Here is a 19435-nt window from a genome sequence, read left to right on the forward strand (position 1 = left end):
CAGAAGTGAAATATTTGTGATATGAATAACAATAAATTTACATTTTCGTTTGAAATGATATATTTATCATCGTGTTAATAAAGGGCTGTTGTTTCTGTTAGACTTTTCGATGGTCAAAAAGCAGTTGATTAAAACAGCGATTTTGAATTGTTTACTTGTTAACAATAAGCGGGAGTGGCTATGCATGATTCTTTAACTATCGCCCTGTTGCAGGCGCGGGAAGCGGCAATGTCCTACTTCCGACCGATTGTGAAGCGGCATAACCTGACCGAGCAGCAGTGGCGCATTGTGCGAGTGCTGGCTGAACATCCCTCGATGGATTTTCACGATCTGGCGTTTCGGACCTGCATATTGCGCCCGAGCCTGACGGGCATTCTGACGCGCATGGAGCGCGACGGTCTGGTGCTGCGCTTAAAACCGGTCAATGACCAGCGCAAGCTGTACGTGTCGCTGACCAAAGAGGGCAACGCGCTGTACGAGCACGCTCAGGCGCAGGTGGAAGAGGCGTACCAGCAGATAGAGGCGGAATATACGCCGGAGAAGATGAAACAGCTGACGGCGCTGCTTGAGGAGTTTATCGCGCTGGGAAACCGCCATAACGCAGCGCGTGACGAAGAGTAAAAACCACAAATTAAAGGATGATTTTCGTAAAGTTTTCCCTTTCCAGGCCGAAAATTCTGTATCTGTCTGAAGGAAGAGAAAACATGTTAAACCGTATCAAGATTGTCACCAGCTTAATGCTGGTTTTAGCGATATTTGGCCTTTTACAACTGACCTCCGGTGGCCTTTTCTTCAATGCCCTGAAGCATGACAAAGAGAATTTCACCGTCCTGCAAACCATTCGCCAGCAACAATCCACGCTGAACGCCAGCTGGGTGGCATTGCTGCAAACCCGTAACACCCTGAACCGCGCGGGCATCCGCTACATGATGGATCAGAACAATATCGGCAGCGGCGCGACCGTGAACGATCTGATGCAAATTGCCTCTGTGTCACTGAAACAGGCGGAAAAAAACTGGGCCGCCTACGAAGCCCTGCCGCGCGATCCGCGTCAGAGCGACGCTGAAGCGATGGAAATTAAGCGTAACTACGATATTTATCACGGCGCGCTGGCGGAGCTGATTCAACTGCTGGGGGCAGGCAAAATTAACGCTTTCTTCGATCAGCCTACCCAGAGCTATCAGGATGGTTTTGAGAAGCAGTATGTGAACTACCTGCTGCAGAACGACAAGCTGTATCAGATGGCGGTGGAAAACAGCAACAGCTCTTACAGCCAGGCGATCTGGGTGCTGATCAGCGTGCTGATGGTTGTGCTGGTGGTCATCGTGGGCGTGTGGCTGGGTATCAAGCAGGCGCTGATCTCTCCGCTGACCCGTCTCATCGACAACATCCGCCATATCGCCAGCGGCGATCTGGTGAAGCGCATTGAAGTGGAAGGCGCTAACGAGATGGGTGAGCTGGCCGACTCGCTGCGTCATATGCAGAGCGAGCTGGTGCGTACCGTTGGTGACGTGCGTAACGGCGCAAACGCCATCTACAGCGGCGCGAGCGAAATCGCGATGGGCAATAACGATCTCTCTTCCCGTACTGAACAGCAGGCCGCTTCCCTGGAAGAGACCGCTGCCAGCATGGAGCAGCTGACGGCGACCGTGAAGCAGAACGCCGAAAATGCCCGCCAGGCGAGCAACCTGGCGCTGAGCGCGTCTGAAACCGCACAGAAGGGCGGAAAAGTGGTGGATAACGTGGTGCAAACCATGCGCGACATCGCAGGCAGTTCGCAGAAAATCGCCGATATTATCAGCGTGATTGACGGTATTGCCTTCCAGACCAACATTCTGGCACTGAACGCGGCGGTTGAAGCTGCACGTGCGGGTGAGCAGGGTCGCGGATTCGCCGTCGTGGCAGGTGAAGTACGTAACCTGGCCCAGCGCAGTGCCCAGGCTGCCCGTGAGATCAAGAGCCTGATTGAAGACTCCGTCGGTCGTGTGGAAGTGGGCTCAACGCTGGTGGAAAGCGCCGGTGAAACGATGGGTGAAATCGTTAATGCGGTGACCCGCGTGACCGATATCATGGGCGAAATCGCCTCTGCCTCTGATGAGCAGAGCCGCGGTATCGATCAGGTTGGTCTGGCGGTGGCGGAGATGGATCGCGTGACTCAGCAGAACGCCTCGCTGGTGGAAGAGTCTGCTGCTGCCGCTGCGGCGCTGGAAGAGCAGGCGAGCCGCCTGACGCAGGCCGTCGCGGTGTTCCGTATTCAGCAGGAGCAGATGAAAGCACGTGAGTTTGCCGCAGCCAAAAGCGTTGCTGCACCGGTGGTGATGCGTAAACCGGCGACCGCGGATGCGGGCGATAACTGGGAAACCTTCTAACGCCGTATGTGGTGCCGGGTGGCGGCTACGCCTTACCCGGCCTACGCAATGACGGTGCACCGTCGGGCGATATTACAGAGGCAGGCGCATGACACAGCGAGCGTCATACGCTAAACCGTGCGCCGTCTCTTCTTCGCGTTTTTCACGCAGTTCAGGCGTCAGCGTCGTTATCATTTCAAACCCCAGCCGCGCATAGAACGGCGCATTCCACGGCACGTCCCGGAAGGTTGTCAGCGTCAGCGATGCCAGCCCCCTTTTGCGGGCCTGGTCAGCGACACAGGCGATGAGCCGTCGGCCGATCCCTTTTCCCTGCCAGTCCAGATGCACCGAAAGCTCCACGATGAACAGCGACGAAACGTGCGTCTCTGCGAGGATAAAACCGACCGGCTGGTCGTTGGCCAGCGCCAGCCAGCTCAGTCCGCGTTCGGCGTAGTCGAGATGCTGCTCAGCGGAAATGACCTCGCCCTCTGCAAGCCAGGCGAGTTCCGGGTAATCCCGGAAACGCTCGCCCGCCGCGCGTTCTATGGCGGGCAGGGCGGTGACGTCACCGGGGCGTGTTGGGCGAACGGTGATGTTAAGGCCGACACGCATTAGCCTGCGTTACCCACGATTTTAATTTCGACCATGCCAATCCCGAGCTCGCGCGGTGAGTGGCCGAGAATATTGCCTTCATTGGTAGATTGCGGCTCTGGCGGCACAATCACCAGGGTATTACTCCGTGAAGGATTATCGAAATGCAGCGTGGTGGTGCTGACTTCGTTGCCAAGGGTCAGCGTCTGCTCGCTGTCGCCCACCCGTACCGGAACAGGGCGGTTAGCATTAGCGCCATACGCTTTGGCGGTGATCACCAGGTCGAATTTCTGCGGCAAGGGGTGGGCATACTCAATTTTTACCTCATTGCCCAGCTGTGCGTTGGACCAGCGTCCCCAGGACTCCGGACGAGAGATACCGCTGAACTGTTTAACCTCTTCCGGCGCACCGGCGACGTTGAAGATAAAGCTGTCGGCTTTATAGCGAATATCGTTATCGACGATTTTCAGCATATCAATGTTGCGCTGATAGCGGGCGGTATCGATAACCGTATCCCTGAAGGCGGTTTTGCCCTTCCATACTGGCTTATCCACGTGCTGCACGGTTTGCTCCCCGCCAAGCTGCCCCTGAGAGACGCACCAGTCCGTCGACAGCGCCAGCGGCGGCGACCAGAGCTGGCCCATTTTGTAGCACTTATCGACCCAGACAAAGTTATCTCGCGGGGCAAACTCCGCCAGCTGGAAGCGCAGCGGCGCCGAGTATTCGCTTTCAGGCAGCGGCTCAACGCGGTTATCCGACACGCGCAGCAGCAGCGGCAGCCGGAAGTGGCTGCCTGAGAAGGCGATCGTTTTTTTATCCTGATCGATAGTGAAGTCTTTCATCTCTTTCGGGAAGTTCCACAGACGTATGATATCCGGCTTCCAGGCGAGGATTTTTTCCTTCATGTTGAGGAACACTTCGGACAGCGATTGTCCCGACAGCGTGCTGCGGCCCAGACCAATAAAGTTGTCACCGCCAAGAATATCCAGCACCGTGGCGCCGTTATCCATCGAATTACGCTTGGTGGCGATTACCTCCTGCTGCGGTTTGTCGCCGCGCAGAACGAAGAACAGGTTGCTGCGATCCTGTTTGTTCAGCTGATCCCACGCGCTGTTTTTCATCGCCAGATGGTCTGAAGAGACCACGATCACCGTGTTTTTGAACCAGGGTGAGGTTTTGATTTTCTGAACAAGGGCGGCGATATGCTCCTGGCTACAGGTGACGGCGCTGAAGGATTTATTATCTTTTCCGTCAATGTCGTAGCGTTTGCGCTTGCAGGTGCGCGAGACAAAACCGTCAGGATGGTGAGTATCTACCGTCAGGGCAAAGAGGGAGAAGCGTTTCCCGGCGCGGGACAGTTCTTCGAATTTTTTCCAGGTCTCCTCCAGCACGGTATCGTCGTAGAAGCCCCAGTCGTTGCGGTAAGTGGGGTCGGCGACGGTCGTTTTTAACTCTTCTGAGCCGTACAGATGATCAAACCCGTGTGATTTCAGGAACACATCTTTCCCGGCAAAGCGCAGGTTGGCCCCCTGGACAAAATAGTTCTCGTAACCGGAGTTTTTCATGATGTCGCCCAGGCAGATATTCTGCGGGAAGAAGCTCGACATTGAAGCTGAGGCGTTACCTTCAAAGGGGGCAAACAGAGGAATGCCGCACTGGGAGGCAACCATTCCGGCAATGGTGTAGTCGGTGCCGGGCAGCTGCATGGTGTGACTGAAGTCGAGGCCTTCGTTTTTCAGCGCGCCCAGATCCGGCGTCAGGTTCGGGAAGGCGTCGTTATCGAAATAGGTCCTCTCCAGACTCTCGCCGTAGATGTACACCAGATTAAGCCTCGGGTTGGCTATCGTTTTCGATGGCTCTTTATAGTACGCCACGAAATCCGGGTCACCGTCGCGCGACTGGGATTTCACCAGCTCGGTGATCTGATGAAATGCCGGGCTGGCATCCACGGAGGCCAGCGCAAGGAAAAGCGCCAGCAGGCTGTAGCCATGGTGGTGCGGAAGATGACGGCGGCGGCGCAGCACCCAGGCGAGCGCGCCAAAAATGGTCACCAGCGCCAGCACCAGGCCCAGACCGGGGAGGACATATTTACCCACGCCCGCGCCCGTCAGGCTATTGGTCAGGGTGTAGAGCACCGCATCGTTTATCCCGTCTCCGGTAAAGTAATCGCTGGCGTAGAGCGTAATGTTTAAAACAATAAAAATGCCGAGCACCACCAGCGTGGCGATAAACCACCAGGTGTTACGGCCAGCTTTCCAGGCGTAAACGCCGATGGAGGCCAGAAAAAGGGCAAGGGACATTAACTCTGACAACAGCATATCCTCATGACGCCAGGTGCTTCGCTGGCTAATTGATTATTTTTTGGGTAATACAATGTAATGGCGATGTCGCTAAGCTGCAATTTTAGTGTCACGAAAGTGTGCCGTTGTTAGGAATTGGTTTAGAAAATCGTTTTTTTGAAGGCGGTCGCATCCTGCTGTACGGATGCTGAGACGAGGGCAGAAGGGGAAAATGCCGGTTTCACGCCGCGTTGCAAGACTAACGTATTAAACGCGGCGTGTTGTGGCAGGAAATGGGGCCGATCAGGAGATGAAATTAACGCCTTGTTTCAGCACCAGATCGCAGGCTTTGGTTTTCACCTGTTTCGCCAGAGATGAGTTGCCAAGGGTGCTCAGATTCAGCTGCTGACCATTTTGCGCGTTCAGCAGACCCTGAATGCCGTCCATGTAGTTGGTGTCGGCTTTCTGCTCCTGGGTGTCCAGACCCAGCTTACCGAGCACCTGGTTTTTCACATTTTGCGCATCGGTCACGGAAGCCAGCTTTTGCTTCGCACAGTATTCCAGGATGCCTGCTGCGTTGTTCATTGTGCCGGCACTCAGACTCTGGGAGCTATTGCCCAGCAGGCTGGTGAGGGAAGAGGCTGACAGCCCGCCCTGAGTGCTGCCGCTCTCTTTGGTGAGTTCGCTGGCGGCGCTGGAAAGGGACTCCTGCCATGACGCGGCATGGGCCATGCCGGTGACCAGCAGGGCGCCTAAAAGTGTGCTGAAAAGAATCTGTTTTTTCATAATGGCTTTCTCAAAAAGGTCCGTTTTGGGCCGGAAGAGGTCCAGTATATACCTCCGCTCCGGCGGCGATTCCTGGAACTGTCTTAATACTCTTTACCGGTGACGCGGCTGCGATAGCTTTCCCAGTCAAAGATGACGTAGAGGCTGTTGCCCAGCTTCATGCGATCCATCACGCGCTCGCCCAGTAAGCGGGTCATCTCGTCGATATTGTGGTTGGTCAGCATGCCGGTGGGACGCTTGGAAGAAGAGCGGCGATCGACAATCTGGTTAATGATCACCTTTTCATAGCGGGATTCGGTTTGAACACCAATCTCGTCAATAACCAGCAAATCCACATTGCTCAGATCGTTAAGCAGCTGCTCTTCGCTGGTTTCACGGTTGCTGAAGGTGTCTTTCATGGCAGACATGATATCGGCCACGGTAATGATTAACACCGATTTCCCGCGCAGAAGCAGTTCGTTGCAGATGGCGGCGGCCAGGTGATTTTTACCGGTGCCGGGCTTACCGCTGAAGATAAAGCTGGCGATGTTGCCGTCGAATTCGTCCACGTACTGCCGGGCGGCGGCCAGGGCGTTCATCTGCCCGTTGGTCTCAATTTTATAGTTATCGAATGAGCAGTTCTGATGCAGGGGGCGAATACCGGAGCGGTTAAAGGTACGCTGCATTTTCATCGCCCGGTTTTCACGGGCGAGGGCGGCAGCGCGGATCTCACCCTGTTCTTTTTGCCACGCCAGAAGTTCTTCACCCGTTGTGAAGGCAGGCTTCACATTGGCTGGCATCATCTTTTGCAGTCGTTTCATCAGGTCGCCGACGTTTTTCATTTCGCACCTCGGAATCCATTAGGGATCTGTTTATCCGGTTCTGAAAAAGCGTTGATATCGCGTTTTGGCTGGCCGTTATTGCTGGCGCGGTTAATTTGCAGATGGCGGGCGAGCTTTTGCTGCCACTGAATGTGGGTGAAGACTTTGCCCTCTGCCTGCCACCAGGCAATAAAGGCGGCAAGCTCCTCAGGGGTAGCCGGTTGCGTCAGCGCAATGCCCCACAATGCCGCCTGCCGCTGGAAATCCACATCCGGATGCCAGCCCGCGTACAGGGCAAATTTCCCCATCGGCACCGTGACGGGGGCGTTACCCGGCTCTTCAAAGAACTGGTTATCGAGCGTGACGTCACTTGCCGGGCGCGACAACCGCGCTTCTATCTCCAGAAGCTGCGCCAGACGCTCCGGGGTGAGGGCGTAAAACGCCGGGGCGTTATCGGCCAACACTGCAAGCGTGCCGCCTTCGGCGTGCGTCAACACACCGCGGGGATCGCGCATAAAGGCATCAATACCAGCAATGCTGGTGGTCAGAATTCTGGAGGACATAACGCTTTCTCTACTGATTACTACGGGCGTGATATGGGCTTATGGTAGCACAGAGAGGATGAGGGAATGGAGGGGATTTCCCCGGTGGCGCTGCGCTTACCGGGGCTACAGTCGTAGGCCTGATAAGCGCAGCGCCATCAGGCATTTATCACGCGATGATATTCAGGGTCACGTCGATATTGCCGCGGGTTGCGTTAGAGTACGGGCACACAATGTGCGCGGCATCCACCAGTTTTTGGGCTTCTGCAGGATCCATGCCTTCAACGTGAATGTTCAGTTTGGCTTCGATACCAAAACCGGTTGGCAGTGGACCAATTCCCACTTCACCTTCAATGAAGGCCTCTTTTGGCAGCGTAAATTTGTCGCGCGCAGCCACAAATTTCATCGCCCCCAGGAAACAGGCAGAGTAGCCGGCAGCAAACAGCTGTTCAGGGTTGGTCACTTCGCCACCCATGCCGCCCATCTCTTTTGGCACACCCAGTTTGACGTCCAGGACGCCATCGGAAGAGGTTGCGCGGCCGTCACGGCCTCCGGTCGCTTTTGCTTTGGCAGTGTAGACAACTTTTTCTAAAGACATGGCAGGTTCCTCATTTTACGTTAGTGCGTGCTATTAAATAGCACGCGATGTATTTGGGTAAATAAATACGCGTAAAGTATAGCCTTACGCGTGATGTAACTGATGTCGCAAAATTTCAAGCTGCTGCTTGAGTGCCAGCATGGTGTCAGTGTCACATTGCGCTGCGCATCCCACCGCGTGAGGGATCCCGGAGGCCTGCTGCTGTAGCTCACGTCCCGCATCGCTCAGCGTGACGGCAACCTGGCGCTCGTCTTTACGCGAACGCTGACGGTTGATCAGCCCGGCGCTTTCCAGACGCTTCAACAGCGGCGTCAGGGTGGCAGAGTCAAGAAACAGCCGCTCACCGATGTCCGACACCGTAATGTCATCTTGCTCCCACAGTACCAGCATCACCAGGTATTGCGGGTAGGTCAGGTTAAGCGGCGCCAGCAGTTGCCGGTACAGCTTGTTAAGCGCCAGGTTTGCCGAATAGAGGGCAAAACAGAGCTGGTTATCCAGCAGAAGCGCGTTGGTGGTGTCGTTCGTTTTTGCGTTCATGAGTTGAATATAGATAGTGTGCGATATAATTGCAAGCAATTTTATGGACAGGTATAACGAAGCGCCACCTGAACGGCCATTTTCCGGTAGTGCTGGCGCTGAGCCTGCTCGTCTGCTCCCTCTTCAAACAGCAGCGTAAAGGTGTAGCTGTTGGCAACATAGTGGAAGCTGAAGCTGCTGATCAGGCGGTGAAGATCCCGCGGGTCAACCGACTGGCTGAACAGCTGCTTTTCTTTTCCGCGCCGCAGGATATCGTCGAGCAGGTCGAGCGCGCTGCGGTTGACCTGGCGCAGGTAGCTGGATTGCTGCATAAAGCGACCACGCTGCATGTTCTCCATGCAGATAATACGAATGTAATCCGGGTGGTCTGCGTGGTAGTCAAAGGTGGCTTCCACCAGGTGCACCAGCGCTTCAACCGGCGGTATGTCTGCAAGGCTGAGCGCTTTTTCACTGGCGCGGATCCGGGTGTAGACGTACTCAAGAACGAGAAGGTAAAGATTTTCTTTGTTCTTAAAATGGTAAACCACCATCCGTTTAGTGGTGCCTGCTTTCTCTGCGATCTGCTCCATGCGGGCGCCGTTCAACCCATATTCAGCAAAAAGGGCGATAGCGCTCTGAAAGATTTTTTCCTTCAGGCTGGATTCTTCACTGTGCTCCGGGAGTTCGCTGCCAGGGTTTGCCACATCCTTTCCTTATCGTCACTAAACGGAATAGAAAGATTATCCCCATGGCAGCGAAATAACACAAACATCAAACGCGCGGGCGTTTGCGGTAAAGCCACAGCCCCGGGATCGACAACCCGATAGAGAGTGCGCCAACAATAGATGAGGCCTTAAGAAAGTTGCTCAGCAGCAGGATCATTTGTGGCTCGGTGTAGCCAAAGTGGCTGATTTTTACCGCTGAAATCATGGCCGTATAGGCTGAAATGCCGGGGAACATCGGGATGACGGCCGCGACGGTGAACACCTTAGGATGCGCCAGATACCAGCGCGACCACTGAATACCAATGCTGCCGACCAGCATGGAGGCCATAAAAGTTGACCACTCGATGTTAAAACCGGCGGTCATCATGATCATTCTCGAGCCATGACCGATGGCGCCCAGCAGCGCACACCATGGCAAAGCGCGCTGCGGGACGTTGAAGACCATCGCAAAGCCGACGGCGGGAATGGCGGCCAGGATCATGTCCTGCATCAGTGCCAGCAGAAACGTTATCACGCCCATCCGCGTAACCCCCACAGCGTCATGGCCATCACTACGCCGATACAGGTTGCCAGCGTAAGCAGGCTGGCAATCGCCCAGCGCGCCAGACCGGTATTGATGTGCCCTTTAAACATATCGGCAACGGCGTTAATCAGCGGGAAGCCCGGAACCAGCAGAAGCACGCTGGCGGCCATGGCGATGGTGGGCGTGTTGGCAAACTGCGGCAGGCGCAGCAGCAGCCCCGACACCGTGGTGGCAACAAACGCGGTGATGCAGAAGTTAATTTGTGGGTGCAACTGCCGGTGCGTCAGTACCTGGCGTACATACATGGCGATGCTGCTGGCGCAGAAGGTCACGAACGCGCCGTCCCAGCCCCCTTTATTGAGCTTACAAAAACAGGCGCACGATAACCCCACCATCAACACCACCAGCCAGCGCGGATAACGTAGGGGTTTAATTTGGTTGAACCGTTTTTCTATCTCTTTCAGGTCGAGCAGCTTATGTTCAGCCAGAATGACGATGTGCTGCACTTCGGTTACCACATGCATATTAATGCCGCGGTCGTGGTTTTTACGGGTAGAGGTGAGGCACTGGCCATCTTTGATGGTGGTCAGCACGATAGCGTTCGATGAAATCGCGCTTTCGACGCTATCCATCCCCAATGCCAGCCCCAGACGCGTCGAAAGCTCCTCGACCAGGGCGCTTTCCGCCCCGTGCTGGAGCAGGAAAAGTCCGCACTGAATACACAGCCGCGTGGTGGCACGCTGCATCGATATTTCTGCCTGCATGTAGTGTCCCGAAGTGTTGGTGAGTCGCTTGCCTGTTGGCCCTGATGCTTACTTTTAGCACAGAGTGCGGTATCCCTTGCTCTGGGTCAGATCAAGATTCCTGCAAACAGTTGCAGCCCGGTTCGCGAAAAAGAATGAGGTTTAAATATAAATACGATGAATTTGTATGAGTCGAAATATAGAATATTTATATTAAGTTATTCTTATTTTATATTTTCATTATTTTAATGCTCTTGCAATTAAATTTAATTGCGCTTTGTGAGATATTAGCGTTGTTTTAGGCCTTTCTTAAGCTAAGAACATATCTCATCTTCTGCTTGTATTAATCAGTCTACACTCAGGGACGAAAAAACATAAATCTTGATGCGTTTAGACGCTACTCATCAAATGAAAAATGGACACGGAGGGTCTATGTTGTCATTGAATGGTAAACATGGCGTAGTTATTAGCAGGGTACCCGTTATGCAAAACGGGTTAGGCAGCGTTATGGCAAACCATTTCCCAGAATTTGAATTGACTTATTGTCGTTCGCTGCAGGAGTTAACGTTACTTCAGCTTCGCCGGGCTAATGTCATTATTGCTGATATTTCAGGTGAATACAGGAAACCCCGGGGAACGTTAGAAGAATATTACAACTTACTGAACCAATACCGGGATATTCACTGGATTTTTATGGTCTCTCGTCCCCTTTATCCCATTGCAGTGGAACTGCTTATGCGCCCGGAAAGCACGTTGCTTTCTGAAATGGAACCGATTGAAGGCGTGATTAAAGCTATTCGTGCAGGTAGCGAGCGGGCAGAGAGGATAAGCCAGACGTTATTGTCTCCTGAACCCGCCGAGGCGGAAACCGAAGACGAACCGTTTGTTGCGCTGACCCACTCTGAACGAAAAGTGTTACGCCTGCTAGGTAAGGGCTGGGGAATTAACCAAATTGCTACCTTGCTCAAGAAGAGCAACAAAACGATCAGTGCGCAGAAAAACAGTGCGATGCGACGGTTGTCGCTGCGCAGCAATGCCGATATGTACGCCTGGATTAACAGTGCACAGGGAATGAGAGAGCTGAGTTTAATGTCAGCCTATGGAGAGTATGAGGAATGGAAAAAACCGATACACCAGGACATATCGCTGTCATCGAAAATTGCACAATGAGTGCCGTTGGGCTGCAGCATCTTTTTGCGATGCCGATGCTCAGCCATTATCGACTGCACCTCTTCAGTCAGTTCGAAAGCTTTAAAAAGGCGCTGACCAATATCTCTTTTTTCTCGGTGATCTATTCGCTCTCGGATGCGCGTGAAGAGCGTCGTAACTGCCTGGCTTCCCTGCGGGATCTCGCTTTCACCCATAGCGATATTCAGCGAATTGTACTTGCGTCTGATGACATGGAAGCGCGCCTGATAAGCCATCTGTCGCCTTCTCGTCTGCATGGCATTGTGAGTAAATCGGTACCGCTGAGCCACCTGCAGGAGGAGCTGGTGGTGCTATTGAGAGAGACGCATCATATCAATGACAATATGCTGAACCACTGGTATGTCAATCAAAACAGATTGTTAAGCCCAACGGAGCGGGCGATATTGCGGTATATGTCTTTCGGGTTTTCCATTCCTGAAATCGCGACACAACTTGAACGCAATATTAAAACCATCCGCGCGCACAAGTTTAATGCGATGGTGAAACTGGGGGTGAATTCTGACGTAGGGCTGCTTGATGCGGCGGATATTCTTACTCATCTTCCGGCAAGAGACATGCGCTGTTCGGTGTCAGGCTCGCCGGCATTTTTATAATCGGTGATTTTTTGATGCGCCAGATACATTCTGGCACATCAATTAAATGCATACATCGACCCACTTTGCGGACGTCAGCTCAGCCATCCGGTCTGGAGAAATGCGTACGGCGCTGTGGATGGCACCTGCAGCGGGCAGCACTTCCGCGTACTGTTTTAACGAAATATCGCAGTAAACAGAAAGTGGGTTTTCCAGCCCGAACGGACAGACTCCCCCGACGGGATGGCCTGTAATCGTCACCACTTCATCACTACTGAGCATGCGCGCTTTTGCACCAAAGGTATCTTTCAGTTTTTTGTTGTCCAGACGCGCATCGCCTTTCGCCACTACCAGAATCACCTCATTTTTTACTTTTAGCGATAACGTCTTGGCGATTTGTCCCGGCTCAACGCGATGAGCGGCAGCAGCCAGCGCAACGGTCGCGGTACTTTGACTCAGTTCAATGATTTCTATATCCGGCGCGTTGTCGGCAAAAAACTGCTGTACAGACTGCAAACTCATTGTTTCCTCCTGACAAATATCCTGCGTAATCTGTCATAAGAATTTATCTGCTGTAAATATCTCTTAAGTAACAAATATCCAACATGGCCGATTTCTGGATCGCCTTCACATTCACGGAAACCGGTTACAGTAACCGGTTGCAGAGCGTGAATCAGAGATTAATACTGACGACGTAACGTCCCCTGTATCCAATATAAGAGCACATTATGAAACCATTCCGTCTGAGCAGTACCGCTGGTACACGAGCCAGCAAGGTTGTGAAGCTGATTTATGGAACAACGTGTGGCGTGAAAACGCCCGTATCGAACGTCTGACAGGAGATCTGCTATGTCTGCCAACCATGCTGCGTTTAATCTGATATTCCGTTTCGTTGAAAATTACGTCAGTCCCATTGCCGGGCGGATCTCTTCCCAGCGTCATGTTATGGCTATCCGCGACGGGTTTATCTCCGCGATGCCCTTCATGATTGTCGGTTCATTTTTGTTAGTGTTTGCTTACCCACCGTTTTCGCCAGACACCACCTGGGGCTTCGCGCGCGCCTGGCTGGACATGGCAAAGCAATTTGAAGGCCAGATTCTCACGCCGTTCGATATGACGATGGGCATTATGTCCATTTATATTTGTGCGGCCATTGCCTATAACCTCGGCAAACACTATGTGAAATCGCATCAGTTAGATCCGTTCATGTGCGCCATGCTGTCGCTGATGGCGTTTCTGTTGGTGGCTGCACCTAAGACCAAAGGCACGCTGCCCGTAGACAGCCTGGGAGGCACGGGGATCTTCACTGCGATTCTGGTAGCAATCTACTGCGTTGAGATGATGCGTTTCCTCAAAGCGCACAATATCGGTATCCGTCTGCCGGACCAGGTTCCTCCGATGATCAAAAACTCCTTTGATCTGCTGATCCCGGTGCTGGTGGTTGTACTGACGCTCTATCCGCTGAGTTTGTTGATTCAGTCTCAGTTTGGCATGCTGATCCCGCAGGCCATTATGTCAATCTTCAAACCGCTGGTTTCCGCTGCGGATTCTCTGCCTGCCATCCTGCTGGCGGTGTTGATTGGTCATTTACTGTGGTTCGCAGGGATCCACGGGGCGGCAATTGTCTCAGGAATGCTGCAGATGTTCTGGCTGACCAATCTCGGGGCTAACCAGACCGCCCTGGCGGCAAGCCAGCCTCTTCCCCATATCTTTATGGAAGCGTTCTGGACGTTCTTTATCGTGATTGGGGGCTCGGGGGCGACAATGGGGCTGGTGTTCTGCTACCTGCGCAGCCGTTCAGCGCATCTGCGCTCAATCGGGCGTCTGAGCGTGGTGCCGAGCATCTTTAATATCAACGAACCGGTCATTTTTGGTACGCCGATCGTCATGAACCCGGTGTTCTTTATTCCGTTCCTGCTGGCACCGATGGTCAACGCCGTGCTGGCCTGGGCGGCAATGAAGTTTGATTTGATAAGCCGCGTGATCTCTGTTGTGCCATGGACAGCACCCGCACCTGTGGGCGCCGCATGGGCGCTGGGCTGGGATTTCCGCGCGGCCATTCTGGTAGTGGTGCTTGCGTGTGTCTCCGCCATTATCTACTTCCCGTTCTTTAAAGTGTACGAGAAGCAGCTGCTGGAGCAGGAAGCGGAAGAAGCGCAGCGTAATGCGGAAGCGGAAAATCAGCAGGTGGCCTAGGTAAAAGCAAAACGGCAACATAAGTTGCCGTTTTTAGTGTTTGTTCCCTCTCCCTGTGGGAGAGGGGCAGGGTGAGGGCATCAGGCCGGGTACGACTACTTCAGCGTACAATCCCCGCACTGCTGAACGTCCGGCAGGCGATAGCGCTGGCAGCAAGTGCGGCGCACCAGAAGCCCGTCACGCGGCACCACGGTACGGAATAACGGGTTATCGCGGCCATCCGCAAGCTGTTTCGTAAAGAACAAGGACTGACGCAGGGCATCCACCTTCTCATCACCGAGCAGGGGCTTCATTTCCGTCAAATACCAGTGGATTAAATAGCCGGTATTACTCCAGATAAGCTTCCCGTTGATCTCACCTGTCTCTTCCAGAGCATTCACTACCGGCATCAGGGCGCGGGTCACGAGCCGCTCCATCCGCTGCGTGGCAGAAAGATGCATGGCCGTTGGGTCTTCGTGAAGATCGATCCAGAAGCAGGCCGCACGCCCCGTCTCGTGGAACTCAACGTGAAAATACTCCGGGGAGAGATCCAGCATGGTCTCCTGGGTGAGCAATGCCAGCATGAGCGGAGGCGCCATCAGGCCGATATACCATTGCGCCCAGAGAGAGAGCAGGGGCTTGTTTTCCCGCGTAAGGGTGGGTTGATTGCGATAGATATGGTCAGAATAGGTTGCCAGCAGCGACTGGCGTTTTGCCGGCTGCTGCCACTGTGCCAGTGTCATGGCGTGGTGCGGATGCGGCTCATCCAGTTTGATAAAGTCCAGCAGATGGGCACGGGTTGCCGCTATCTTTTCGCGTATGGCTTCCGCAAGCGAAGAGTCTCCCGTGGTGAGACGGGCTCGCCAGAGGAGGGGTTCAACAGTCTGTACGGTATGAGTGGCCATAATAGATAGAAATCTAAATGATAATGATTGCCAATCCTAACTATTGCTCATACCGATGGCAAGACTTTTGTCCTGGAGAGAGAATGCTGTGCTTAAACCGCCTGTAGCTCTTCGCTGAGCAGAATGTTATTCCGCCCAAGATGCTTTGCTTCGTAGAGGGCTTTATCTGCTTTTTCCAGCGCGCCTTCTGCGTCTTCATTCTCAAAAATGGCAATACCAATGCTGATGGTGACGTTAGTCGCGACGCGCTCATTGAACATGTGGGGGATTTTTAAGTCGTACACTTTCTGACGAATGCGCTCTGCCGTCTGGCGGGCATGTTCCAGCGAGATGTTCGTCAGCAGTACCATAAACTCTTCCCCGCCAAACCGCGCCACAATGTCCCGCGAGCGTACGGCATCACGAATGGCTGCCGAGACACGGATTAACGCCTGGTCACCCATCATATGGCCGTAGTGGTCGTTATAGGCCTTGAAGTGATCGATATCCATTAGCAGGACAAAGTGTTCGCCGTTCTCTACCGCAGGCAGATTCTCCAGTCGGCTTTGCAAGCCGCGACGGTTATACAGGCCGGTAAGCGGATCCATCATGCTGAGATCGGTCAGGGTTTCTCGTTCTTCCAGTAACCGGGAGAGGAGCTCCTGAGCGAAGCGATCGTTACGTCTTTGTAGTACGTGGTGAACGCCGATAGCCACGACCGGAAGAATGAAAGAGTAGATCATTCTCAACCAGTGTTCAGAGGGGCTTAACCACAGGCAGACAATAAATGCGGGTAATGAGTGGAGCGTAAACGCTTTGATATTAATGGCGAATGCCAGCGAACCGATAAAAAGCACCGTTAATAGCGCCATGATCAAATATGTCGCCCGATCGTGCGTAATTAACGAAAATTTTGAGGCGATTTGCCAGGCCCATAAAATACCGAATATCGCTGAAACCACAGGAATATTTATCTTGCGGGTACTCTTTTGCCAGTGCCAGAGCAGCAATCCGGTGCTGAGCGTAAAAATAGCCAGCAGGGGGAAAGATAACAGCTGAACAGAATAGAGCGGATTTGTTACCGAGAACACCGCTGAGGTTGCGTTCAAAAATAAAAATAAACGTAACGATAATTGATATTTGCTGTTGACCAAAGACCGCCAGGATTGTGATGTCATAGTAGTGCGTTTTTATTAAAATTTAATTAAAACAGATAAATGGGTGTTGTTTCGCAATAATGGAAGCAAAAAAAATCAACGAGTAATTATCAGAGAAACTTTATGAGTAGTTAACAGGTGGGCAATTTATCACCTTAAACAATGCCTGTCATTACGGGAAAGGTAAACGGCCACGGTTTTTAATTATCGGTGCTGACAAATGATAATGCTTGTCATATGATATTGGTTATCATTATCGATTCGAAAGGGCAAACCATGTTGAACCGGGTGTTAGGAAGTGGTTGGGGGGTATTACTGCCGGGAGCCATCCTCGGCGGTCTGATGTTTGCCGATCTCTCCATTGAACTCTGGAAAGCCATCATTGTGTCAGGGCTGCTGATGACCTCAGCGATGATCTGGCATAAGCAATTACGGCACTTTGTTTTGTTGCCATCATGCGTCGCGCTGGTCAGTGGAATTCTGGTGATACTGATGAGTTTGAAATAATAGGGAATAGCAAGAAGGACTTCAGAGGGGATGCAAGATAATTGGTGCGAGGGGGGGGACTTGAACCCCCACGTCCGTAAGGACACTAACACCTGAAGCTAGCGCGTCTACCAATTCCGCCACCTTCGCACAGTTATCTTACTTTTTGATATCGCCTCGTTGGTGCGAGGGGGGGGACTTGAACCCCCACGTCCGTAAGAACACTAACACCTGAAGCTAGCGCGTCTACCAATTCCGCCACCTTCGCCCAGTGCGAGCAATATCAACGTGATTTATGGTGCGAGGGGGGGGACTTGAACCCCCACGTCCGTAAGGACACTAACACCTGAAGCTAGCGCGTCTACCAATTCCGCCACCTTCGCATACCATCGATACTGTAAAAGTATCGTAACCACGGAGGCGCATTCTAGATGTTTTGAGCTTTACGTCAATAGAAAAATGCGCGCGTTGTTTTGATTGCTGCAAAAATGGCCGGAGGGGGATGGCACTTCTCCGGCAAACAATACCCGTGGATTACTTTTTAGCCTGACGCGTCATCACGGTACGGTAGACCTTAAAACGGCCCGTTTGCGCGATAACTTCATGGAAGCCGAAGGTTTCATCCAGCACTTTCGGGTACGGCAGAAACGCGTTGGCGACGATCCTCAGTTCCCCCCCGCTGTTCAGGTGACGTACAGCGCCACGGATCAGCGTTTGCGCTGCTTCAAGGCTGGTTTCGATGCCATCGTGGAACGGCGGATTTGAAATAATCATGTCGAACCGACCGGTAACGTCAGAGAAGACGTTGCTGGCGAAGACATCCCCTTCGAAGCCGTTTGCGGCAAGCGTCGCACGGCTGGCTTCAACTGCTGGCGCGCTGACGTCACAGAGCGTCAGGCGGACTTTTGGTGAGTGGCTTGCCAGCACCGTGGCCAGTACCCCTGCACCGCAGCCTACGTCCAGCACTTTGCCTTTGGTGTGCGGCGTCAGCGTGGAGAGCAGCAGCTTACTGCCCACGTCCAGCCCGTCACGGCTGAAAACGCCCGGCAGGGTTTTAATGGTCAGGCCATCAAGCTGATACGCATCCCAGTATGTCCCGGCACCAAAGGAAGGCTGGTTTTCCAGACGACCATGATACAGGCCGCAGCGACGGGCGCTGTCGACTTTATTGAGCGGGGCGTACGCTTCCAGCATCTGCTCTGCGCTTCGCACGCCGCTGCGGTTCTCACCGACCACGAAAATATCGCACCCTACCGGCAGCAGAGAGAGCAGATTCATCAGCTGGAACTGCGCTTCCGGTTTGTTCTTCGGCCAGTAGTAGATCAGCGTGTCGCAGTCAGCGACATCACTCTGTTCCGCCACCAGGCTAAAGCGTGCGCGCTCGCCCATCTGGCGGCTCAGCACCTGCCAGTGGTGGTAGTATTGGGTGTGGGCACGGCTTTCAGCACAGTCGAAACGCGCGGGCAGGTCATCCTGCATATCTCCGGCAAACAGAATACGGCTTTCTTCGAAATCATCACTGTGACGCAGCAAGACTTCACTTGCCGGGGTAAATGCAGACATGAATTGTTCCTCAATAAACTCAGGCGGGGATTATAGTAGGTAGATGGCGCACTTTCGACACATTTGCTATATTTGCGCGCCTGAGAGACAGGAGTTTTCGCTATGACATCCCGACGTGACTGGCAGTTGCAGCAGCTGGGTATCACCCAGTGGGCCTTGCGTCGCCCGACGGCGTTGCAGGGTGAAATCGCCATCGCCATCCCTGCGCATGTGCGTCTGGTGATGGTGGCGGAAGAACTGCCTGCCCTGAATGATGCCCTGATTGGTGATGTCCTTCGCAGCCTGAAGCTGACGGCCGACCAGGTTTTACAGCTGACGCCGGACAGGGTCGCCATGCTTCCTCCTGACAGCCATTGCAACTGCTGGCGAATGGGCGAGACAAACGACATATCCCTTTCCGGGAGCCAGATCAGCTCCCCCGTGCTGGAAGAGCTGAAAGCCAACCCAAAAGCGCGAAGCGCGCTATGGCAACAAATCTGCGAATATGAACACGATTTCTTCCCTCACGACGCCTGATCTGCGTGCGGCGTATGCGATTGAAACACGCGCCCATGCGTTTCCGTGGAGCGAAAAGACACTCGCCAGCAATCAGGGCGAACGGTATCTGAATTACCGCCTGGACGTTGACGGCACCCTGGCTGCATTTGCGATAACCCAGGTCGTTCTGGATGAGGCCACGCTGTTTAATATCGCGGTGGATCCCGCATTTCAGCGCCGTGGGCTGGGAAGAGAACTGCTTACGCATCTCATTCGTGAGCTCGAAACCCGTGACGTTTTCACCCTATGGCTGGAGGTGCGCGCGTCAAATGTCGCCGCCATCGCGCTCTATGAAAGCTTAGGCTTTAACGAGGCGACAATTCGCCGTAACTACTACCCGACCGCAGAGGGACGTGAAGACGCCATTATTATGGCTCTGCCGATTGGATAACGAAAAATAA

The 19435-nt window shown here is 53.5% G+C and carries 22 protein-coding genes and 3 tRNA genes; 8 read left to right on the forward strand and 17 right to left on the reverse strand.

Annotated features, from left to right (window positions below; all coding sequences use genetic code 11):
- Positions 1–180: 180 nt before the first annotated feature.
- Both hpaR and tsr read left to right on the forward strand, forming a co-directional pair.
- Positions 181–621 (forward strand): homoprotocatechuate degradation operon regulator HpaR, encoded by a 441-nt coding sequence (hpaR, locus tag ACOTX3_RS19420; protein ID WP_013095456.1) that lies wholly within the window; start codon positions 181–183, stop codon positions 619–621.
- Positions 622–704: 83 nt separating this feature from the next.
- The gene (gene tsr, locus ACOTX3_RS19425) at positions 705–2369 is read left to right on the forward strand and encodes a methyl-accepting chemotaxis protein (protein ID WP_013095457.1); all 1665 of its coding nucleotides are present in this window, start codon (positions 705–707) and stop codon (positions 2367–2369) included.
- Between the two features lie 72 nt (positions 2370–2441).
- Here the strand turns inward: tsr and ACOTX3_RS19430 are convergent, their stop codons facing one another.
- From ACOTX3_RS19430 to ACOTX3_RS19475, 10 genes are all read right to left on the reverse strand, one after another.
- Entirely contained in the window at positions 2442–2960 is a 519-nt protein-coding gene (locus ACOTX3_RS19430) for a GNAT family N-acetyltransferase (protein WP_058678928.1), read from the reverse strand.
- Positions 2960–5251 (reverse strand): phosphatidylglycerol--membrane-oligosaccharide glycerophosphotransferase, encoded by a 2292-nt coding sequence (gene opgB / locus ACOTX3_RS19435; protein ID WP_058678943.1) that lies wholly within the window; start codon positions 5249–5251, stop codon positions 2960–2962. Before opgB ends, ACOTX3_RS19430 begins: the two co-directional genes overlap by 1 nt.
- 270 nt (positions 5252–5521) lie before the next feature.
- Positions 5522–6004, reverse strand: a complete 483-nt coding sequence (locus ACOTX3_RS19440) for a DUF2501 domain-containing protein (RefSeq protein ID WP_013095460.1) — start codon at positions 6002–6004, stop codon at positions 5522–5524.
- Positions 6005–6087: 83 nt separating this feature from the next.
- A complete protein-coding gene (gene dnaC, locus ACOTX3_RS19445) occupies positions 6088–6825 on the reverse strand; it encodes a DNA replication protein DnaC (protein ID WP_013095461.1) in 738 nt (245 codons plus the stop codon).
- Positions 6822–7367 carry a primosomal protein DnaT gene (gene dnaT, locus ACOTX3_RS19450; RefSeq protein WP_014830554.1) on the reverse strand — a complete coding sequence of 182 codons (546 nt, stop codon included), beginning with the start codon at positions 7365–7367 and terminating at the stop codon, positions 6822–6824. The genes dnaC and dnaT overlap by 4 nt, the downstream gene beginning before the upstream one ends.
- Before the next feature lie 148 nt (positions 7368–7515).
- Positions 7516–7944, reverse strand: coding sequence for an organic hydroperoxide resistance protein (locus ACOTX3_RS19455; protein ID WP_058678927.1), 429 nt, complete (start codon positions 7942–7944; stop codon positions 7516–7518).
- Positions 7945–8028: 84 nt separating this feature from the next.
- A complete protein-coding gene (locus ACOTX3_RS19460) occupies positions 8029–8481 on the reverse strand; it encodes a MarR family winged helix-turn-helix transcriptional regulator (protein ID WP_038981282.1) in 453 nt (150 codons plus the stop codon).
- Positions 8482–8522: 41 nt separating this feature from the next.
- The gene (locus tag ACOTX3_RS19465) at positions 8523–9164 is read right to left on the reverse strand and encodes a TetR family transcriptional regulator (RefSeq protein WP_013095465.1); all 642 of its coding nucleotides are present in this window, start codon (positions 9162–9164) and stop codon (positions 8523–8525) included.
- Positions 9165–9231: 67 nt separating this feature from the next.
- Positions 9232–9705 (reverse strand): threonine/serine exporter, encoded by a 474-nt coding sequence (locus ACOTX3_RS19470; protein ID WP_013095466.1) that lies wholly within the window; start codon positions 9703–9705, stop codon positions 9232–9234.
- Complete coding sequence (locus ACOTX3_RS19475) at positions 9696–10472, reverse strand: threonine/serine ThrE exporter family protein (RefSeq protein ID WP_029882175.1); 777 nt, start codon at positions 10470–10472, stop codon at positions 9696–9698. Before ACOTX3_RS19475 ends, ACOTX3_RS19470 begins: the two co-directional genes overlap by 10 nt.
- A gap of 411 nt (positions 10473–10883) precedes the next feature.
- Here ACOTX3_RS19475 and ACOTX3_RS19480 point away from each other — a divergent pair, with 411 nt between their 5' ends.
- The gene (locus ACOTX3_RS19480; protein ID WP_058678926.1) at positions 10884–11621 is read left to right on the forward strand and encodes a helix-turn-helix transcriptional regulator; all 738 of its coding nucleotides are present in this window, start codon (positions 10884–10886) and stop codon (positions 11619–11621) included.
- Positions 11618–12253, forward strand: a complete 636-nt coding sequence (gene bglJ, locus ACOTX3_RS19485; protein WP_013095473.1) for a DNA-binding transcriptional activator BglJ — start codon at positions 11618–11620, stop codon at positions 12251–12253. The genes ACOTX3_RS19480 and bglJ overlap by 4 nt, the downstream gene beginning before the upstream one ends.
- 42 nt (positions 12254–12295) lie before the next feature.
- On the opposite strand, the gene ACOTX3_RS19490 is transcribed toward bglJ, so the two are convergent.
- Positions 12296–12754, reverse strand: coding sequence for a YbaK/EbsC family protein (locus ACOTX3_RS19490; RefSeq protein WP_013095474.1), 459 nt, complete (start codon positions 12752–12754; stop codon positions 12296–12298).
- 327 nt (positions 12755–13081) lie between these two features.
- On the opposite strand from ACOTX3_RS19490, the gene ACOTX3_RS19495 reads away from it, so the two are divergent.
- A complete protein-coding gene (locus tag ACOTX3_RS19495; protein ID WP_013095475.1) occupies positions 13082–14428 on the forward strand; it encodes a PTS cellobiose transporter subunit IIC in 1347 nt (448 codons plus the stop codon).
- Between the two features lie 95 nt (positions 14429–14523).
- Here the strand turns inward: ACOTX3_RS19495 and fhuF are convergent, their stop codons facing one another.
- Entirely contained in the window at positions 14524–15312 is a 789-nt protein-coding gene (gene fhuF / locus ACOTX3_RS19500; RefSeq protein WP_013095476.1) for a siderophore-iron reductase FhuF, read from the reverse strand.
- A gap of 92 nt (positions 15313–15404) precedes the next feature.
- Entirely contained in the window at positions 15405–16469 is a 1065-nt protein-coding gene (locus tag ACOTX3_RS19505; protein ID WP_058678925.1) for a GGDEF domain-containing protein, read from the reverse strand.
- A gap of 216 nt (positions 16470–16685) precedes the next feature.
- On the opposite strand from ACOTX3_RS19505, the gene ACOTX3_RS19510 reads away from it, so the two are divergent.
- On the forward strand, positions 16686–16955 hold the full coding sequence (locus tag ACOTX3_RS19510; RefSeq protein ID WP_028028099.1) for a DUF1435 domain-containing protein: 270 nt from the start codon (positions 16686–16688) through the stop codon (positions 16953–16955).
- Positions 16956–16997: 42 nt separating this feature from the next.
- Here the strand turns inward: ACOTX3_RS19510 and ACOTX3_RS19515 are convergent.
- The 4 genes from ACOTX3_RS19515 to rsmC all read right to left on the reverse strand — a co-directional run bounded on the left by ACOTX3_RS19515 (position 16998) and on the right by rsmC (position 18497).
- Positions 16998–17084, reverse strand: a tRNA-Leu gene (locus ACOTX3_RS19515).
- Between the two features lie 31 nt (positions 17085–17115).
- A tRNA-Leu gene (locus ACOTX3_RS19520) sits at positions 17116–17202 on the reverse strand.
- Positions 17203–17230: 28 nt separating this feature from the next.
- Positions 17231–17317 (reverse strand) — tRNA-Leu (locus tag ACOTX3_RS19525).
- Positions 17318–17468: 151 nt separating this feature from the next.
- Positions 17469–18497 (reverse strand): 16S rRNA (guanine(1207)-N(2))-methyltransferase RsmC, encoded by a 1029-nt coding sequence (gene rsmC / locus ACOTX3_RS19530; protein WP_045292818.1) that lies wholly within the window; start codon positions 18495–18497, stop codon positions 17469–17471.
- Between the two features lie 102 nt (positions 18498–18599).
- Here rsmC and ACOTX3_RS19535 point away from each other — a divergent pair, with 102 nt between their 5' ends.
- On the forward strand, positions 18600–19013 hold the full coding sequence (locus tag ACOTX3_RS19535; RefSeq protein WP_013095480.1) for a DNA polymerase III subunit psi: 414 nt from the start codon (positions 18600–18602) through the stop codon (positions 19011–19013).
- On the forward strand, positions 18982–19425 hold the full coding sequence (rimI, locus tag ACOTX3_RS19540) for a ribosomal protein S18-alanine N-acetyltransferase (protein WP_014830569.1): 444 nt from the start codon (positions 18982–18984) through the stop codon (positions 19423–19425). The genes ACOTX3_RS19535 and rimI overlap by 32 nt, the downstream gene beginning before the upstream one ends.
- Positions 19426–19435: the final 10 nt, after the last annotated feature.

Source organism: Enterobacter cloacae complex sp. IR5384 (assembly GCF_049237265.1).
Lineage (GTDB): Bacteria > Pseudomonadota > Gammaproteobacteria > Enterobacterales > Enterobacteriaceae > Enterobacter > Enterobacter cloacae.

Coding starts and splice junctions, on each gene's coding strand:
- hpaR (WP_013095456.1), top strand. CDS start 181: ATGCATGATTCTTTAACTATCGCCCTGTTGCAGGCGCGGGAAGCGGCA.
- tsr (WP_013095457.1), top strand. CDS start 705: ATGTTAAACCGTATCAAGATTGTCACCAGCTTAATGCTGGTTTTAGCG.
- ACOTX3_RS19430 (WP_058678928.1), bottom strand. CDS start 2,960: ATGCGTGTCGGCCTTAACATCACCGTTCGCCCAACACGCCCCGGTGAC.
- ACOTX3_RS19440 (WP_013095460.1), bottom strand. CDS start 6,004: ATGAAAAAACAGATTCTTTTCAGCACACTTTTAGGCGCCCTGCTGGTC.
- dnaC (WP_013095461.1), bottom strand. CDS start 6,825: ATGAAAAACGTCGGCGACCTGATGAAACGACTGCAAAAGATGATGCCA.
- dnaT (WP_014830554.1), bottom strand. CDS start 7,367: ATGTCCTCCAGAATTCTGACCACCAGCATTGCTGGTATTGATGCCTTT.
- ACOTX3_RS19455 (WP_058678927.1), bottom strand. CDS start 7,944: ATGTCTTTAGAAAAAGTTGTCTACACTGCCAAAGCAAAAGCGACCGGA.
- ACOTX3_RS19460 (WP_038981282.1), bottom strand. CDS start 8,481: ATGAACGCAAAAACGAACGACACCACCAACGCGCTTCTGCTGGATAAC.
- ACOTX3_RS19470 (WP_013095466.1), bottom strand. CDS start 9,705: ATGGGCGTGATAACGTTTCTGCTGGCACTGATGCAGGACATGATCCTG.
- ACOTX3_RS19475 (WP_029882175.1), bottom strand. CDS start 10,472: ATGCAGGCAGAAATATCGATGCAGCGTGCCACCACGCGGCTGTGTATT.
- ACOTX3_RS19480 (WP_058678926.1), top strand. CDS start 10,884: ATGTTGTCATTGAATGGTAAACATGGCGTAGTTATTAGCAGGGTACCC.
- bglJ (WP_013095473.1), top strand. CDS start 11,618: ATGAGTGCCGTTGGGCTGCAGCATCTTTTTGCGATGCCGATGCTCAGC.
- ACOTX3_RS19490 (WP_013095474.1), bottom strand. CDS start 12,754: ATGAGTTTGCAGTCTGTACAGCAGTTTTTTGCCGACAACGCGCCGGAT.
- ACOTX3_RS19495 (WP_013095475.1), top strand. CDS start 13,082: ATGTCTGCCAACCATGCTGCGTTTAATCTGATATTCCGTTTCGTTGAA.
- fhuF (WP_013095476.1), bottom strand. CDS start 15,312: ATGGCCACTCATACCGTACAGACTGTTGAACCCCTCCTCTGGCGAGCC.
- ACOTX3_RS19505 (WP_058678925.1), bottom strand. CDS start 16,469: ATGACATCACAATCCTGGCGGTCTTTGGTCAACAGCAAATATCAATTA.
- ACOTX3_RS19510 (WP_028028099.1), top strand. CDS start 16,686: ATGATATTGGTTATCATTATCGATTCGAAAGGGCAAACCATGTTGAAC.
- rsmC (WP_045292818.1), bottom strand. CDS start 18,497: ATGTCTGCATTTACCCCGGCAAGTGAAGTCTTGCTGCGTCACAGTGAT.
- ACOTX3_RS19535 (WP_013095480.1), top strand. CDS start 18,600: ATGACATCCCGACGTGACTGGCAGTTGCAGCAGCTGGGTATCACCCAG.
- rimI (WP_014830569.1), top strand. CDS start 18,982: ATGAACACGATTTCTTCCCTCACGACGCCTGATCTGCGTGCGGCGTAT.